Here is a 15,591-nt window from a genome sequence, read left to right as displayed (position 1 = left end):
ATGTACTCCAGTCAGGGGCATCAGGACTTAGCCGCTGCCACCCGTTGCAACGGTATGGCTCCCCATCCCGGGTTCCACTCGCTACACGACGAAACAACGGCATCGATCCCCGTGACCGGTGGCCTCCCGGACTGGCTCCGTGGCAGTCTCATCCGGAACGGCCCCGGCGCGTTTTCCTTCCCAAATGGAAGCAGTGTCGACCACTGGTTCGACGGGTTCGCGATGCTGTACCGGTTCACCTTCGACCCGGATGGTGACGCCGTTCACTATCGGAACCGCTTCCTCCGAACGGATGCGTACGAAGCGGCGACGAGTGGCGAGTTCGAGGGCGGCTTCGCGACCGGCGAGACGACGCTTCGCTCGCGGCTGGCGACGTTTCTGACAGACCCCTACGACAACACGAACATCATCGCTGAGCGGTTCGGCCGCGAGTACGTCGCACTGACTGAATCGCCCCGGAAGGTGCGTTTCGACCCGAACACGCTCGAAACGACGGGTCACATCGAACACGACGACGGCGTCCCGACCGGCCAGCTCTCCTGTGCCCACGTCAAACGCGACCCGACGAGCGGCGTCCTCGTCAACGTCGACACGGCGTTCGGACGGACCAGCCAGTACCACGTCACTGCCATGACGCCGGACGGGACCCGGCGACACGTCGGGAGCGTCGACACCGACCAGCCGTCGTACATGCACAGCTTCGCGCTCACGCCCCGGTACGTCGTATTGACGGAGTTCCCGCTCCGACTCGACCCGCGACGGTTTCTCAAGCCCGGCCGGCAGGCACCGTTTATCGAGCAGTTCGAGTGGGAACCAGACCGCGGAACCCGAATCATCGTCATGGACCGGACTACGGGAACCGTCGTCGCTGAGCCGGTCATCGACGCCGTGTTCGGCTTTCACCACGTCAACGCGTTCGAGCGAGATGGGGGCAGAGAACTGGTGTTCGACCTCGAAACAGTACCCGACGCGACGACCATCGACTCGCTATATCTGGACAACCTTCGTGCAGGCGAGATGGGCGCTATCGTCGGCCGCATCGAGCGGTTCACTGTGGACCTCGGTACCGGAAGCGGTGCCCCTCGCTACGGCGACGTCGACGCGGCGGTGTCACGCGAGATGTTGTACCCGGACGGCAGTGCGCTGCCGACCGTCTCACCGGCTCGCTGGTGTCGTCCGCACCGGTACGTGTACGCGATGGGGATGGATACTCCCGTCACCGAGTGGGCCCGTCGCGTCCTGAAACTCGACACGGACACGGGCGCTGTCGAGACGTTCGACGATGGCGGGGACTACTTCGGTGAGCCGGTGTTCGTCTCTGCACCGAACGGCGACGCCGAGGATGACGGCGTGGTGTTAGTCGTTGCGCTGGACGCGGACGCCGACCGGTCCCGGCTACTCGTCCTCGACGGTCAGACGTTTACGGAGCGCGCCCGGGCAACGCTCCCCCACGCCGCCCCGTTCGATTTCCACGGTCGATACTTCCCCGAGCTCAGGGTGGCGGCCGACGACTGATACGGACGGTTGGAGATTATGTCCGGATAGCTTCGACCACTGGGTAGGAACGCACCGGTACATCGCTCCACCAATCCGTGTCAGGCTGCATCCATCTTATCCCGGCAACGAATACGAACTGTTGACATGATGTTCGGCTTGCCTAAAATTCGAAAACGCTTTATCCATTTAGGCTGGCCTAAATAGTATGCTGAACGAATCGATTGACACCCCCGAACCGTCACACCGGCTGTCGGTGTCACGGACACTGGACGGAGCGTCGTGAACATGGTGGCAGTGGGGAACCGGACGGGGACGACGTTCGACCGCGATGTCATCATCGTCGGGGGCGGTCCAGCCGGCTGTTCGGCGGGCGTGTTCACGGCCAGAGCGGACCTCGATACGGCCGTCTACGACCGCGGCCGCTCGTCGCTCAAGCGCTGTGCCTACCTCGAAAACTACCTCGGTTTCCCGGCCGGTATCGACGTCGAGACGCTGTACGACCGCATTCAGGACCATGCCGAAACTGCCGGTTGTACCGTCGTCTCCCAGCTAGTCGAATCGCTCGACAGAACTGACGACGGGGAGGGCTTCGTCGTCGAAACGCAGGACGGGGAAACCGCCACGACTCGCCGTGTCATCGCGGCGACTCGCTACGACGGCGAGTATATGCGCGGTCTTGACGACGACGCGGCGATGTTCGAGACGTACGAACATGACGGCGAGGAACACGAAGCCTTCGACAACACGTACGCCGACGCCGACGGCACGACACCGGTTCCGGGTCTCTACGTTGCCTCACCGTCCGAGGCGGCGGACATGCAGGCGATCATTGCGGCCGGCCGGGGCGCACGGGTCGCACGTCGGGTGATCGCGGATACGAGAATCGACGACGGCTGGTGGGAGTCTGTCGCTGATGGAGTGGACTGGGTCCGACGGAGGGCTGAACTCGACGACGAATGGACCGAACGATCGACCTGGGTCGAATATTTCGACGACCGGTACGCCGAGGACGCCCCCGTCGAACCGGGGTCGGACCGCTTCCAGCGGGTCCGTAAGGCGGCTCTTGATGAACGGCGCTCGTCGTATATAACATCCGACGAGATAGCTGATCGAACGGAAACAGGGCAAGAAGCACTGGCAGGCTATCTGGACCCCACGGCGGTCGTTTCGTGGCTCGACCAGACCGCCGTTCTCGATGCAATAGATGACGAAACGATCCGGGACTACCTCGGCGCGAGCGACGGACTCGCGGAGGTGGGCGAGTAATGGTCAGCGAGACACGGGGGGCCACCGACGTGTTGTCACGGGCCAGGACCTGGCTCGACACTCTCGATGGGTCCCTGTTCGGGCTATGTGTCGCGAGCGTTGCCGTCGCCTTCGGGGCCGGTCTCCTTCAGGTGAGCTTCGGGGCGTATTCGATGACCATCCTCGAGGCGTGGCAGGCCGTGTTCGACCCGAAGGTGTGGTTCAGTGTTCAGGCGTGGCAGTCGTTTTTCTTCGGGGCCGAGCTTCCCGAACTGCCGAAACGGACGCTCATCGTGTGGAACATTCGGATGCCGCGGGTAATCGTCGCCGTGCTTGCGGGGATGTGTCTCGCCGTTTCCGGGGCGATATTCCAGGCCGTCACGAGAAACGAACTGGCGAGCCCGTTCATACTGGGCGTGAGTTCCGGGGCGGGGCTCACCGTACTGCTGACCCTCGTTCTGTTCAGCAGTCTCGCTCCGTTCCTCCCGCTGTTTGCCGCGGTCGGTGGCTCCATCGCGTTCCTGCTCGTGTACATGATCGCGTGGCAGGGCGGAACGAGCCCGGTCAGACTGGTCCTTGCTGGTGTCATCGTCAACATGGTGTTTACCTCCCTCCAGCGGGGGCTGTTCTTCTTCGCCGACGACCTGGGCGTTGTCCAGTCGGCGCTGGCCTGGATTACCGGGTCGCTAACGGGCGTCGGCTGGGAGGAGTTTCGCATCGCTGTCATCCCGACGCTGGCCGCGACGCTCCTCGCGCTGGCGGGCGCACGACAGCTGAACCTCCTCCTGCTCGGAGAAGAGACCGCGAGTTCGCTCGGGATGAGTGTCGAGCGGGTCCGGTTCATGCTGTCCGCGGTTGCCATTCTGGCGGCCAGTACGGCAATCTCCGTTGCGGGGATCATCGGGTTCTTCGGCCTCGTGGTCCCCCACATCGTCAGACTCATCGTCGGGAGCGACTACCGCCGGCTCCTCATCGGCTGCGTGTTCGTCGGGCCGGCGTTGATGGTCGTTGCGGACGTTGGTGCACGGCTGGCCCTGAGCCCCGCACAGGTTCCAGTCGGCGTCGTCACTGGCGTCGTCGGCGGGCCGTACTTCCTCTACCTGATGCGGCGACAGGAACAGATGGGTGAGATCTAATGTCACAGGACAACTCCAACTCGGACGGTATCGCTACGGTCAATGACACCGCTGCTGGGTCCCAGTCCAGTCACCGGGACCGGCCGCTGGTCGGCGACGATGTGGTGCTTTCGTACTCCGGGACGGATGAACCGGTCATCGACGGTGAATCGATCACCGCCGAACCCGGGGCCGTGACTGCGCTCGTCGGCCCGAACGGGTCGGGCAAGAGCACGCTGCTGAAAGGCCTCGCCAACCAGCTCGAACCGGAAGCCGGATCGGTACTGCTGGACGGGCAAGACATCCAGACACTGGAGACCAAAGCGATCGCTCGGAAGCTCGGCCTGCTCTCTCAGGAGAGTACGTCGCCAAACAGCATCTCGGTCGAGGATCTGGTGTACCACGGTCGGTACCCACACCGGGGGTTCTTCGACAGTGTCACCGAGGAAGACGAGGCCGCCGTCGAGCGGGCGATTGACCTGGCCGGCTGCGGCCATCTCTGTGAACGTGAAGTCGGTAGCCTCAGTGGTGGCCAGAAACAGCTCGCCTGGATCGCGATGGTCCTCGCACAGGACACCGACGTGCTGTTGCTCGATGAACCGACGACGTTCCTCGATCTCCACCACCAGCTTGAGGTGATGGAGATCATCGAAACACTCCGGGACGAGAGCGACATTACCATCGTGGTCGTCCTGCACGACATCGAGCAGGCGGCCCGTCTCGCCGACCGGATGGTCGCACTCAAAGACGGCGAGATACAGGCCCGGGGACGACCCGAGGCTGTCGTCACGGAACAACTCCTCGCGGACGTTTTCGAAATCGAGGCAGAGGTCTCGGCTACGCCACACGGGCCGCGCGTGAATCCAATCCGTGCCCGCCACGACGGCGACGAACGCACTGCTGGTGACGATAGTGCCGAACCGGATCGCGCCGAGGAGGTCGTGGCCGAATAGGGCCAGTAAGACCACCACGAAATCGCACTCTGGCCCACGGATTTTTCTCACGGACGTCGGGCTCTGCGCTTGATACTGGACTCTTCCCACGGACGCCGGACTCGGCGCTTGATACTGGATTGTTCCGGGTTGGTGAACCGGAACATCTATATATTTTTTAGGCTAGCCTAAAACAATGGCTGACGACACCACTGACATCGAGTCACCGACGCGAAGAGAGTACGTCAAGTATGGGGGCACGGTTCTCAGTGCCGGGCTGCTTGCGGGATGCACCGGTGATGCCGAGCGGGGAACCGGCTCCGCGCCGACGGAGGCCGTGACGGAGACGGACACGACAACTGCAGACGGGTCGTACTCCGTGTCGATGTCCCCGATGGGAGCGGTGACCTTCGACTCGCCACCGGAGACCGTCTTCACGCGGCTCACGCACCACGCAGACATGGCGCTCGCCCTGGGTCGCGGGGACACTGTCACGGCAATGCACGCGCCGGACTATTACAGTGGGCTGTGGAACCAGTTCGTCGAACGATTGCCGGGCGTGTCGCTGGACTGGACCGGGCTGTACTCTTCGTGGAAACCGAGCAAAGAGAAACTGTACGAACTGGACAGCGATATCCACCTGGCAGACCCGGCCTGGATCGCCAAACAGGACAACTGGGACCGTGAGGACTTCGAAGAGATCGCCACCAACGTCTCGCCGTGGTTCGGCAACTCGCTGAGTGACCGACACGCCGAACCCCCGTCCGGATGGGGGGACTACGAGTACTACACTCTCTGGGAGCAGTTCGAACTCGTGGCTGAGGCGTTCCAAGAACAGGCCCGATACGAGGCGCTTGCGGCGGTTCACGACGAGATGCGCTCGACCATCGACGCGAACCTGCCGCCCGAGTCGGAGCGCCCGTCGGCGGTACTGCTCGCCGCGGCTGATCTCGACGAGATCTACGCCTATACCCTTGACAACCCCGGATTCCTGACCGCACACACCCGCCCGTTCGGAGCGCGGGATGCCTTCGAGGGCTCGGTCGAGACGAACTCCGTGGTCGACTTCGAGACGCTGCTTGCGGCGGACCCGGACGTCATCCTGCACCTCGGCGGGTTCGAGCCGAACACGAGCCTTCCGGAGCGACGGGAGGCGTTTAAATCCGACCCGGTCGGATCGGAAATCACGGCCGTACAGAACGACCGGATCTACCCCCAGGGAGCGAGATATCAGGGTCCGATACTGCATCTCTTCCAACTGGAGATGACCGCAAAGCAACTGTATCCCGAGCAGTTCGGCGAATGGCCGACGTACACTGAGGGGCCGTATCCCGAAATCCCGGCCGAGGAACAGTTATTCGACCGCAAGCGGGTCGCGGATATCATCAACGGTGGGTTCGAGGCCTGAGCGACAACGATACGGCAGCCGACGCACGGACACTCGGAGCATACTATCGAATAGGCCCATTGTGACAGAGACATCCCAGATATGGATGAATAGTCTACTATCGTAGTAACTATTGGCAGTATATATTGAATATAAGGGTATAGTGGCCTGTTTGTCCAGAAAGAATTTATACCTCCCTGTCATCACCTCACATATGTTAGTTCACGAAGGAAACACGCACTCTTACACCACCGGCTCCGACCGATACTGCCGTCACTGCAACGACGTTGCGTTAGCCTACGACCCGTCGGCTGACCGCCCTCGCTGTCGGTCGTGCGGAAAGCTAGTGTAGCAGCGTCTCTAGCCTTTAGCTGAACCGCCGCTGACCGCCAGTATCGGCCGATCCGAAGCCTGGTCCGTGGGAATTCTCCGAAACTAGTCGCGGAACGCGTAACGAGCTACCGGGTGGGTTGCCTGGCTGACTGCCAGTGCAGACCGACTACAGCTTGACGAGAACTTTGATCGCTTCGCGCTCGTCCATCGCCCGATACCCCTCGGGAACGCCGTCGAGGTCGACGGTTTTCGTGAAGATCGGTGACGGGTCGAGTGTGCCCTGCAGCACATCGGCCAGCAGTTCGTCGGCGTAGGCACGAACCGGTGCCACGCCGCCGTTGAGCGCGATGTTGTCGCCGAACAGTGAGAACACGTCCAGTCCGGAGTCGTCGACCCCATGCGGGACACCGACGTAGCCGACGGTCCCGCCCGGCCGACAGACGTCGATGGCGGTCTCCATCGCTGAGGCCGCACCGACACATTCCAGGACGTGGTTCGCACCGCCGTTGGTCAGATCGTCTGCCGCGTCCACGGCGTCCTGACCACGGGCGGCGATGGTCTCGGTCGCGCCGAACGACTCCGCGAGTTCGAGCCGGTCCTCGTGGTGGCCCATCGCGATAATCCGCTCCGCTCCGAGACGGCGGGCCGCGAGTACGCCACACAGTCCGACAGCGCCGTCGCCGACCACGATACAGGAGTCTCCCTCGCTGACGCCGGCGCTGACTGCCGCGTGGTGACCGGTCCCCATCACGTCTGTCAGCGGGAGAATCGCTTCCAGCGTGTCCTCGTCGTCGGCGTGGCGGTCGGGAACGCGGACGAGCGTCCCGTCGGCTTCCGTCGCTCTGACGTACTCGCCCTGGCCGCCGCCGTTGTCGCCGCCCCAGGAGTCGCCGTTGACACAGGACGTGTGCAGTCCCTTCCGGCAGAACTCACACCGCCCACAGCTGATGACGAACGGGGCGAACACCCGGTCGCCGGGCTCGACTGAGCGCACGTCGTCGCCGACTTCCTCGACGATACCCATCGGTTCGTGGCCGACGCGAGACCCTTCCTCTCGGTCGCTCTGACCGCGATAGAACCACAGGTCGGAACCACAGACAGCGGTGTGGGTCACACGGACAATCGCGTCGGTGGGCGATTCGATCTCCGGCCGCGGGACCTCTTCGACGGCAATCTCACCGGGGCCACGGTAGATGGCTGCGCGCATGTGATCGCTTCGGGGTGGCTGTGGAAAACCGTTCTCATGCCACTTCGGTACGTCACCTTCGCTGCTCGTATTGGATGACAACAATTACCAGTGGTGAGACAGAACTAGGCGGCATGACGGACGTTCTCGTCGTCGGCGGCGGCCCCGCCGGCCTGAGTGCGGCACTGTTCACACAGAAAAACGGCCTAGAAACGACAGTCTTCGACACTGACGGGACCTGGATGCACAAAGCACACCTGTTCAACTATCTCGGAGTAGGCTCTCAGGACGGGTCCGCGTTCATGGAGACTGCTCGTACACAAGTCGACAGCTTCGGCGTCGACCGAAAGCAGGGAACAGAGGTGACCGATGTGGGCCAAACCGACGCCGGATTCGAGGTCGCAACCGAGGATGACACGTACGAAGCATCCTATCTCATCCTCGCGACCGGGGCTAACCGCGACCTCGCTGAGACGCTGGGCTGTGACATGACTGCTGAAGACGTCGTCGACGTGGACGTGACGATGGAGACGAGTGTCGACGACGCCTACGCGACAGGTGGTATGGTCCGAGTCGAGGAGTGGCAGGCAGTCATCTCCGCCGGCGACGGCGCGGCGGCGGCCCTGAATATTCTCACGAAGGAGAAAGGGGAACACTTCCACGACTTCGATACGCCCGCCGACGCGGACGCGCTGTTTGGTCCCGAGGAGTAGATTCCGAAACGGCTCCGGACGTGTCTATCTCATTGCTAACCGCTGAATACCGTGTTACTGATCACTGGCCAGCGAGTACGGACTGCATTCGGCGGTAAGCAAACTCGGACTGGATGAGGCTAAGCAAGTGCGTAATTTGTGGCACTGCCGCCTTTACTACGTCACTGCAGTCGGTTTGGGGTTCTGAAACCGACCGACAGCATTATCGACTGATTCACTATGGCATCACAGAGCCATGTGTTCTCTGTGAAGGAGTTCGAGTTCAACATCAGGTTCACTGCCGGTGCCGACCCGGTAATGGACCTGTTTCACGAGTACCCGACGCTACGACTCCGGAACGCCACATGTACCGTGACCGAAAACGCCATGTGGCGTATCGACCACGTAGACGGTCCCGCTGACGCCATCTCCACGTTCGATGAGGTGTTTCTCGACGACGACGGCTGTAACGAGTGTCTCGACGAGCACCGCTGTTCCGGGACGCGGGAGTACCAGGTTCTCGACCGCCGACCGACTGCCAGAACGGTATATACGTACCACGCAGACACTGACCGGTGTCGTGCAGTACCCACTATCGTCACCGACCACATCGGGGATGGTGTCGTCTTCGAATCGGAACGCACTGGCAGTACGTATCGGTGGCGGGTGTTGTCGCCGGTCGAGACGTCGCTCGATCCGCTGTTTGATCATCTCGAATCAACACTCCGAACTGGGGTACAGCTCGATGTCGACCACCTAGGAGGCGCTGAACCATGGCGAGACAAGACACAGCCCGTGTTCCCACAGTGACTGTACAAGGTCCACGGCTGTGCGTATTCGTTGTAATAGGGTGTAAACACGACTCGATTGAATACGACGCCACTAAACCTGACGCCGAAATCAGTGGACCGACCGCTCGTCGCTTTCGTCGATGGCTTCAATCGGATCGGCGTTGCCAAACGATGGCTCCGGACCGTCCCCGGCCGCGGCCCACTCGCAAGCATTGGCGAGGACTTGTTGGATCGCTTCGTTGTGGTAAATCGGATAGGTCTCGTGGCCCGGCCGGAAATAGAAGATTCGGCCCGCCCCGCGGCGGTAGCAACACCCTGAACGGAACACCTCACCGCCCTCGAACCAGGAGTTGAACACGAGCGTATCCGGTGCCGGAATGTCGAACCGTTCCCCGTACATCTCGGTCTCCGGGAGTTCGATGTACTCGTCGACGCCGTCGGCGATGGGATGGCCCGGCTCGACGACCCACAATCGCTCGGTTTCGGCGGCTTCGCGCCATTTCAGACTGCAGGTCGTCCCCATCAGTTCGCGGAAGATCTTCGAGTAATGGCCCGAGTGGAGGACGATGAGCCCCATGCCGTCGAGGACCCGCTCTTTCACTCGGGAAACCACCTCGTCGTCGACCTGGTCGTGCGCGGCGTGGCCCCACCAGGTCAGAACGTCCGTTTCTGCCAGTACGTCCTCGGTAAGCCCGTGTTCGGGCTCCTGCAGCGTCGCGGTCTCCGTGTCGAATCCGCGCTCTTCCAGTGCCGAGGCGATAGTGCCGTGAATCCCGTCGGGGTACAGGTCCGCGACCGCTTCGTGTTCCTGCTCGTGGACGTATTCGTTCCAGACTGTAACGCGTGTCATACTCGTGGTTTCCACCTCCGCCGTAACGGCGTTGGCCAAGCGGCAATCCGTACGACAGGCGGACGCGATACGTTTTCGTCTCCGCTGGGTATTCGCCGGGAGACCCTCCAACACATCCATCTGCCTCAGAGACCGTCTTGTGTCGCTCAGCGCCGAGTGTCCGGTTCACGTTCTATCGCGCGCCAGCGCCGTTCCAGCGAGGGGACGACAGCCTCGATCTTGAACCCCGGTACGGCCCGTTTTCCAACTGCGTCCACAGGACTGTGAATAACGCCCTGAAACCACCAGATACAGACGACTGTAAGGGGCTCGCGTGAGAGTACAGTCGAGTGAAATCGGGGCGTAAAGCACTGTTATACCGGATACACACGACTGTACTGCACTCCGGACGTTCGTACAGAATACGGCCTGTTTTTTCGGCTATCAGCGCTTCTCGCTTCTGTTCCGGCGCTATTCTGGGTAGACGATAATGTAAACAGTAGATAGGTATAAATACTCCCTGCCAGACGACGTGACTGATGCACCCTACCAGAAACCGCTGTATCGGAAGGTTTCGAGCGATAGAGGCCCGTACCGAGGTGGTTCAGAAATGAGAGCGCGATACTGTTTCCCAGGGCACGTAGCTGGTGACAGTGGCGGCACGTCTCCGGACGAACGGATTCCGGTGGTGAGAACCCATGTCTGAGCACACGCTGGTGCTCCTGGCACTGCTGCCGCTGGCGACGATTGCGGTGTTGATGGTCGGGCTGTACCAGCCTGCGACACGGACAATGCCCATCGCATGGGCGGTTGCGGCTATCGCTGCCTTTGTCGGCTGGCAGATGTCGCCCACGCTGATCGCTGCCGCGTCGATACGCGGCGCGCTGACAGCGACCAGAATCTTGGTCATTGTCTTCGGGGCCATACTCCTGCTGTACACGCTGAAACAGTCCGGCGCGTTCGAAGTCATCAACGCGGGGTTCTCCTCGATCAGCGACGACCGGCGCGTGCAGGTCATCCTGCTCGTTTTCCTCATGGGCTCGTTCATCGAGGGCGCGGCCGGCTTCGGGACGCCCGCGGCCATCGTCGGCCCGCTGCTGGTCGGCCTGGGCTTCCCGCCGCTGGCTGCGGTGGTCGTTGCGCTCACGGGGAACATCCTCGCGATCACGTTCGGTGCAGTCGGAACGCCGCTGATAATCGGACTGCGTGACGTGGTGTTCGCAGAGGGTACGGGCGCATCACAGCAGGTGCTCCAGCAGGGCGGCTTCGAGAGCGTCGGCGCGTACGTCGCTCAGATCGGTGTATGGGCAGCGGTCATCCACGCTATCGTCGGCATCGCTATCCCGTTCATCGGCGTGGCGATGATGACGCGTTTCTTCGGAGAAGAGCGGTCGATCAAACCGGCGCTCGAAGTCCTGCCGCTGTGCCTCTTCGCGTGGGCTTCCTTTGCAATACCCTACGTCGCGACCGCGTACTTCCTCGGTCCGACGTTCCCGGCCCTGCTCGGTGCGATGGTTGGCCTGCTCGTGGTCACGACCACGCTACGGGCCGGCTACTTCCTCCCAGACGACGAATGGGACTTCGGCCCGCAGGAGCAGTGGCCGGACCACTGGATCGGCAGTATCGAGCCCGGCGAGGGCGTCGGCACCACGACGGGTGACAGCCGAGAGGGAACCGTCGCGGCCGACGGCGGCACGGCAACGTTTGAAGAATCCCACTCGCAGGACATGTCGCTGGGCATGGCCTGGCTGCCGTACCTCCTCGTCGCCGCACTGCTGGTCGTGACCCGCGTCGTCAGTCCGATTCAGGAGTTCCTGTCGACGAACGGCGTTCTCCTGTGGAGTAACATCCTCGGTACGCCGTTCTCGGAGGGCGTCGAGCTGTTCTACCTCCCCGGGAGCCTCTTCGTCCTCGTCGCCGTGATCACGTACGCGCTCCACGGAATGGACACTGATGGAATCAAGGCCTCGTGGAGCGAGGCGCTTCGGAACATCGCTCCGGCCGTCGTCGCACTGTGGTTCGCGGTCGCCACGGTCATGATCATGCAGCGGACCGGCAGCGCCGTCGTGCTGGAGGCCGCGCCGATCAACTCCGGAATGCTCGGCCTGCTGTCGGAAATCACGGCGAACGGGACCGGCCAGATGTTCCCGTTCTTCTCGGGCTTCATCGGTGCGTTCGGCGCGTTCATCGCCGGTTCGAACACGGTCAGCGACATCCTGTTCGGACTGTTCCAGTTCCAGGCCGCACAGCAGATCGGTGCGCCGACCCAGATCGTGGTCGCCGCGCAGGCGGTCGGCGGCGCAATCGGCAACCTCATCGCGATTCACAACGTGGTCGCCGCCCTCACCGTGGTCGGCCTCATCGGCGAGGAGGGACGTGTCATCCGCCTCGAACTGATACCGGTGCTGTACTACGGCGTGTTCACGGGCATATTGACGCTCATCCTGGCATACGTCGTGGCACCGGCCGCGTTCTAACTCCTCCCACTCTCTCACTTCCTACTTATGGCATACGACTCCCGACCCCCCGAGGAGCGTGACCCGGCGACAGACCCGAGTGCGAACTACGATTACCAAGGCGAGAGCGTCCATCGACCGGACCTCGTAGCGGTCCTGGAGCGCCGCGTGGATGGCGACGTACGCTTCGATACGTACACCCGTGAGCTATTTGCGACTGATGCGAGCGCGTACGAACAGCGCCCAATCGGCGTTGTCTCACCGGTTTCGACCGACGATGTGGTTACGGTGATGGAGTACTGCGCCGAGCAGGGGATTCCGGTACTCCCACGGGGTGGCGGGACCAGTCTCGCCGGGCAGGCCGTCAACGAGGCCGTCGTCCTCGATTTCAAACGGCACATGGACGAGACGCTGTCGGTCGACCCGGAGGCCGGGCGGGCCCGGGCACAGGCCGGCATCACAATCGCCCGCCTCAACGACCGGCTCGAACCCCACGGCCTGAAGTTCGCGCCGGACCCCGCCTGGGGCGACAAGAGCGTCCTCGGCGGTGCAATCGGGAACAACACGACCGGTGCACACTCGCTGAAATACGGCAAGACAGACGCCTACATCGAGGAGTGTGAGGTCGTCCTCGCTGACGGCACCCAGACGACGTTTGGCTGGGTCGGCGTCGATGATCTCAAAGCGCGAGCAGCCGAGGCCGGCCCGGACGCCGACCTCGAAACGCGAATCTACGCCGAAGTCGCGAAGATTCTTGCAGAAGACGCGGCGGAAATTGATGATAAATATCCGGACCTCAAGCGCAACGTCTCCGGGTACAACCTGGACGAACTGGTCGACAGCGCCAGGGAGCGCGGCGAAGTCAACCTCGCCCGACTGCTCGCCGGGAGCGAGGGGACGCTCGCCGTCGTGACCGAAGCGACGGTTTCGCTCGAGCCCGTCCCCCAGGCAACGGCCGTCGCCATGCTGACCTACGACGATATCCTGTCGGCGATGCGGGACGTCGCCCCGATTCTCGATCACGACCCCTCGGCCGTCGAGGTGATGGACGACGTGCTCCTCGACCTCGCCGCGGAGACGCCGGAGTTCGCTGACGTTGTCGGTATGCTCCCCGAGGAGACGGATTCGACGCTGCTCGTCGAGTTCTACGCCGACTCGGCAGACGACGGCGCACAGAAGGTCGCCGACCTGCTCGCCGACCGACTGCCTGACTACGACGCCCGGGAATCGCCGAGTGAGGGAGCGGCCGCGGTCACTGACGCCCCCGTCAACGCTGTCGATGCACTGGAGGCATACGACGCGGACCGGCAGGCGAAGTTCTGGAAGATGCGCAAGGCCGGCCTCCCGATTCTCCTGTCGCGGACGGGCGACGACAAACACTGGCCGTTCGTCGAGGACACGGCGGTCCCGGCCGAGAACCTCCCGGAGTACGTCGCCGATATCCGGGAGCTGTTCGACGAACACGACACGTTCGCCTCCTACTACGCCCACGCCGGCCCCGGCGTGTTGCACATCCGGCCGCTGTTGAACCTGAAATCCGGGGACGGCATCGAGACGATGGAGGCCATCTCCGACGCTATCACGGACCTCGTCGTCCAGTACGACGGGTCGGTGTCGGGTGAACACGGCGACGGCCGCGCCCGGACCCAGTGGAACCGCAAACTGTACGGCGACGACCTCTGGGAGACGTTTCGGGACCTGAAGACGGCCTTCGACCCGGACTGGCGGCTGAATCCGGGCAACATCTGCGGCGACCACGACCCGGCCGAGAACCTCCGGTACGACCCGGACTACGAGTTCGACGCGGGCTTCGAACCCACGCTCGACTGGGACAACGAGAACGGGTTTCAGGGGATGGTCGAACTCTGTCACGGCTGTGCGGGCTGTACCGTCCATCAGGAAACCACCGGCGGCGTCATGTGTCCGACCTACCGCGCCGCCGAGGAGGAAATCACCAGCACTCGTGGTCGGGCCAACATGCTCCGGTCGGCGATGGACGGTGACCTCCCCGAGGACCCCACCGACGAGGAGTTCGTCACGGAAGTCCTCGACCTCTGTATCGGCTGTAAAGGCTGCAAAAAGGACTGCCCGAGCGGCGTCGACATGGCGAAGCTCAAAGCCGAGGTGGTCCACGAACACCACCAGCGTGAAGGTATCTCGCTGCGGGACCGGCTGTTCGCCAACGTCGAGACGGTGCTCTCGCTTGGGAGCGCGTTCGCCCCGATGTCGAACTGGCTGCTGGATTTGCCGGGCTCGGGACTCCTCATGGAGAAAACGGTCGGTATCACCGAGGAACGGACGCTGCCCGCCTTCCACCGGACTACGTTCCGGGACTGGTGGGCTGACCGCGGCGGGGCACTGATTGCTGCGAACAAAGCCGAGCGGAAGGCGCTCGTGATCGCCGACCCGTACACGAACTACAGCCATCCCGATGTCGGGAAAGCGGCCGTAGAAGTGTTGGAGGCGGCGGGCGTCCACGTAGTTGTGCCTGACGGTGTGACCGATAGCGGCCGTCCCGCATTCTCCAAGAGTATGCTGGATCACGCTCGCGAGACGGCACGAGCGAACGTCGACGTGCTCGCACCGCGAATCCGCGACGGCTGGGACGTGGTCACCATCGAACCGTCCGACGCGGTGATGTATCAGGTCGACTACCGGGACCTCCTCTCGGGCGACGACGTCGACACCGTCGCGGCGAACACGTACGGCGTCTGCGAGTATCTCGACACGTACCGGCTGGGAGAGGCTATCTCCTTCGACGAACCGGGCGGCTCGCTGGCGTACCACGGCCACTGCCACCAGAAGGCGACGAAGAAAGACCACCACGCCGTCGGCGTTCTGCGCCGGGCCGGATATGCTGTCGACCCGCTTGATTCGGGCTGTTGCGGGATGGCAGGGAGCTTCGGCTACGAGGCCGAACACTACTCGATGAGCGAGGGCATCGCGGACCTCCTCCTGGGCCAGATTGACGATTCGCCTGCCGAGCGAGTCGTCGCGCCCGGCGCGTCCTGCCGGTCCCAGATCGACGACTTCGGCGACGGTGACGCGGAGCCGCCACATCCCATCGAGATGGTCGCGGCCGCGCTCCAGTAGCACGGCCCGCATCGCTGGCTCCACGAGCTACGAGG

The 15,591-nt window shown here is 63.0% G+C and carries 11 protein-coding genes; 9 read left to right on the top strand and 2 right to left on the bottom strand.

The window, feature by feature from the left end:
* Positions 1-54 precede the first annotated feature (54 nt).
* From HAH_RS18685 to HAH_RS18665, 5 genes are all read left to right on the top strand, one after another.
* A complete protein-coding gene (locus HAH_RS18685; RefSeq protein WP_044952840.1) occupies positions 55-1,515 on the top strand; it encodes a carotenoid oxygenase family protein in 1,461 nt (486 codons plus the stop codon).
* A gap of 267 nt (positions 1,516-1,782) precedes the next feature.
* Positions 1,783-2,763: an NAD(P)/FAD-dependent oxidoreductase gene (locus tag HAH_RS18680; protein WP_023843014.1), complete on the top strand. Its 981-nt coding sequence runs from the start codon at positions 1,783-1,785 to the stop codon at positions 2,761-2,763.
* Positions 2,763-3,878, top strand: coding sequence for a FecCD family ABC transporter permease (locus HAH_RS18675; protein ID WP_014031264.1), 1,116 nt, complete (start codon positions 2,763-2,765; stop codon positions 3,876-3,878). Before HAH_RS18680 ends, HAH_RS18675 begins: the two co-directional genes overlap by 1 nt.
* A complete protein-coding gene (locus HAH_RS18670; RefSeq protein WP_014031263.1) occupies positions 3,878-4,810 on the top strand; it encodes an ABC transporter ATP-binding protein in 933 nt (310 codons plus the stop codon). Before HAH_RS18675 ends, HAH_RS18670 begins: the two co-directional genes overlap by 1 nt.
* A gap of 175 nt (positions 4,811-4,985) precedes the next feature.
* A complete protein-coding gene (locus HAH_RS18665) occupies positions 4,986-6,197 on the top strand; it encodes an ABC transporter substrate-binding protein (RefSeq protein WP_014031262.1) in 1,212 nt (403 codons plus the stop codon).
* A gap of 478 nt (positions 6,198-6,675) precedes the next feature.
* Here HAH_RS18665 and HAH_RS18660 read toward each other — a convergent pair whose 3' ends face one another.
* Entirely contained in the window at positions 6,676-7,716 is a 1,041-nt protein-coding gene (locus HAH_RS18660) for a zinc-dependent alcohol dehydrogenase family protein (protein WP_014031261.1), read from the bottom strand.
* A 113-nt stretch (positions 7,717-7,829) separates the two neighbouring features.
* Here HAH_RS18660 and HAH_RS18655 point away from each other — a divergent pair, with 113 nt between their 5' ends.
* Together HAH_RS18655 and HAH_RS18650 are read left to right on the top strand one after the other, a co-directional pair.
* Positions 7,830-8,408 (top strand): FAD-dependent oxidoreductase, encoded by a 579-nt coding sequence (locus tag HAH_RS18655; protein WP_044952838.1) that lies wholly within the window; start codon positions 7,830-7,832, stop codon positions 8,406-8,408.
* A gap of 219 nt (positions 8,409-8,627) precedes the next feature.
* Entirely contained in the window at positions 8,628-9,197 is a 570-nt protein-coding gene (locus HAH_RS18650) for a hypothetical protein (RefSeq protein ID WP_014031259.1), read from the top strand.
* A 90-nt stretch (positions 9,198-9,287) separates the two neighbouring features.
* Here the strand turns inward: HAH_RS18650 and HAH_RS18645 are convergent, their stop codons facing one another.
* A complete protein-coding gene (locus HAH_RS18645) occupies positions 9,288-10,028 on the bottom strand; it encodes a ThuA domain-containing protein (protein WP_044952836.1) in 741 nt (246 codons plus the stop codon).
* A 677-nt stretch (positions 10,029-10,705) separates the two neighbouring features.
* Between HAH_RS18645 and HAH_RS18640 the strand changes: the two genes are divergently transcribed.
* Positions 10,706-12,484 carry an L-lactate permease gene (locus tag HAH_RS18640; protein ID WP_014031257.1) on the top strand — a complete coding sequence of 593 codons (1,779 nt, stop codon included), beginning with the start codon at positions 10,706-10,708 and terminating at the stop codon, positions 12,482-12,484.
* Positions 12,485-12,511: 27 nt separating this feature from the next.
* Complete coding sequence (locus HAH_RS18635; protein ID WP_014031256.1) at positions 12,512-15,556, top strand: FAD-binding and (Fe-S)-binding domain-containing protein; 3,045 nt, start codon at positions 12,512-12,514, stop codon at positions 15,554-15,556.
* Positions 15,557-15,591 lie beyond the last annotated feature (35 nt).

The sequence above is a fragment of the Haloarcula hispanica ATCC 33960 genome (assembly GCF_000223905.1).
GTDB classification, from domain to species: domain Archaea; phylum Halobacteriota; class Halobacteria; order Halobacteriales; family Haloarculaceae; genus Haloarcula; species Haloarcula hispanica.
Note: the sequence above shows the minus strand (reverse complement) of the source record. Positions and strands in the feature narration are given on the sequence as shown.

Excerpts from the sequence above, each read along its gene's own strand:
- HAH_RS18680 (WP_023843014.1), top strand. The coding sequence starts at position 1,783 with ATGGTGGCAGTGGGGAACCGGACGGGGACGACGTTCGACCGCGATGTC.
- HAH_RS18635 (WP_014031256.1), top strand. The coding sequence starts at position 12,512 with ATGGCATACGACTCCCGACCCCCCGAGGAGCGTGACCCGGCGACAGAC.
- HAH_RS18685 (WP_044952840.1), top strand. The coding sequence starts at position 55 with ATGGCTCCCCATCCCGGGTTCCACTCGCTACACGACGAAACAACGGCA.
- HAH_RS18665 (WP_014031262.1), top strand. The coding sequence starts at position 4,986 with ATGGCTGACGACACCACTGACATCGAGTCACCGACGCGAAGAGAGTAC.
- HAH_RS18650 (WP_014031259.1), top strand. The coding sequence starts at position 8,628 with ATGGCATCACAGAGCCATGTGTTCTCTGTGAAGGAGTTCGAGTTCAAC.
- HAH_RS18655 (WP_044952838.1), top strand. The coding sequence starts at position 7,830 with ATGACGGACGTTCTCGTCGTCGGCGGCGGCCCCGCCGGCCTGAGTGCG.
- HAH_RS18670 (WP_014031263.1), top strand. The coding sequence starts at position 3,878 with ATGTCACAGGACAACTCCAACTCGGACGGTATCGCTACGGTCAATGAC.
- HAH_RS18660 (WP_014031261.1), bottom strand. The coding sequence starts at position 7,716 with ATGCGCGCAGCCATCTACCGTGGCCCCGGTGAGATTGCCGTCGAAGAG.
- HAH_RS18675 (WP_014031264.1), top strand. The coding sequence starts at position 2,763 with ATGGTCAGCGAGACACGGGGGGCCACCGACGTGTTGTCACGGGCCAGG.
- HAH_RS18640 (WP_014031257.1), top strand. The coding sequence starts at position 10,706 with ATGTCTGAGCACACGCTGGTGCTCCTGGCACTGCTGCCGCTGGCGACG.
- HAH_RS18645 (WP_044952836.1), bottom strand. The coding sequence starts at position 10,028 with ATGACACGCGTTACAGTCTGGAACGAATACGTCCACGAGCAGGAACAC.